This window comes from Streptomyces sp. NPDC005863 (assembly GCF_042871345.1).
Classification (GTDB): Bacteria; Actinomycetota; Actinomycetes; order Streptomycetales; family Streptomycetaceae; genus Streptomyces.
The window spans coordinates 1-1,168 of sequence record NZ_JBIAII010000024.1 but is presented as its reverse complement, the minus strand read 5'-3'; the positions used below and the strand labels follow the sequence as shown (position 1 = coordinate 1,168).

At 56.4% G+C, this 1,168-nt stretch carries 1 rRNA gene (cut by a window edge); it reads right to left on the bottom strand.

Annotated features, from left to right (window positions below):
- A 23S ribosomal RNA gene (locus tag ACFYO9_RS38860) occupies positions 1-1,168 on the bottom strand; its annotated part reaches 1,600 nt to the left of the window's first position; the annotation flags it as partial.

The following is a 1,168-nucleotide window of genomic DNA, read 5'->3' as shown; positions in this document are numbered from 1 at the left end:
ACTCGATGTTTGACGCTTCACAGCGGGTACCGGAATATCAACCGGTTATCCATCGACTACGCCTGTCGGCCTCGCCTTAGGTCCCGACTTACCCTGGGCAGATCAGCTTGACCCAGGAACCCTTAGTCAATCGGCGCACACGTTTCTCACGTATGTATCGCTACTCATGCCTGCATTCTCACTCGTGAACCGTCCACCACTGCCTTCCGGCGCAGCTTCACCCGGCACACGACGCTCCCCTACCCATCCATACAGGCGTTGGCCCTATTGTATGAATGACACGACTTCGGCGGTACGCTTGAGCCCCGCTACATTGTCGGCGCGGAATCACTAGACCAGTGAGCTATTACGCACTCTTTCAAGGGTGGCTGCTTCTAAGCCAACCTCCTGGTTGTCTCTGCGACTCCACATCCTTTCCCACTTAGCGTACGCTTAGGGGCCTTAGTCGATGCTCTGGGCTGTTTCCCTCTCGACCATGGAGCTTATCCCCCACAGTCTCACTGCCGTGCTCTCACTTACCGGCATTCGGAGTTTGGCTAAGGTCAGTAACCCGGTAGGGCCCATCGCCTATCCAGTGCTCTACCTCCGGCAAGAAACACACGACGCTGCACCTAAATGCATTTCGGGGAGAACCAGCTATCACGGAGTTTGATTGGCCTTTCACCCCTAACCACAGGTCATCCCCCAGGTTTTCAACCCTGGTGGGTTCGGTCCTCCACGACCTCTTACAGCCGCTTCAACCTGCCCATGGCTAGATCACTCCGCTTCGGGTCTTGAGCGCGCTACTAAATCGCCCTATTCGGACTCGCTTTCGCTACGGCTTCCCCACACGGGTTAACCTCGCAACACACCGCAAACTCGCAGGCTCATTCTTCAAAAGGCACGCAGTCACGACGTACAGCACAAGTGCTGCACGCGACGCTCCCACGGCTTGTAGGCACACGGTTTCAGGTACTATTTCACTCCGCTCCCGCGGTACTTTTCACCATTCCCTCACGGTACTATCCGCTATCGGTCACCAGGGAATATTTAGGCTTAACGGGTGGTCCCGCCAGATTCACACGGGATTTCTCGGGCCCCGTGCTACTTGGGTGTCTCTCAAACGAGCCGCTGATGTTTCGACTACGGGGGTCTTACCCTCTACGCCGGACCTTTCGCATGTCCTTCG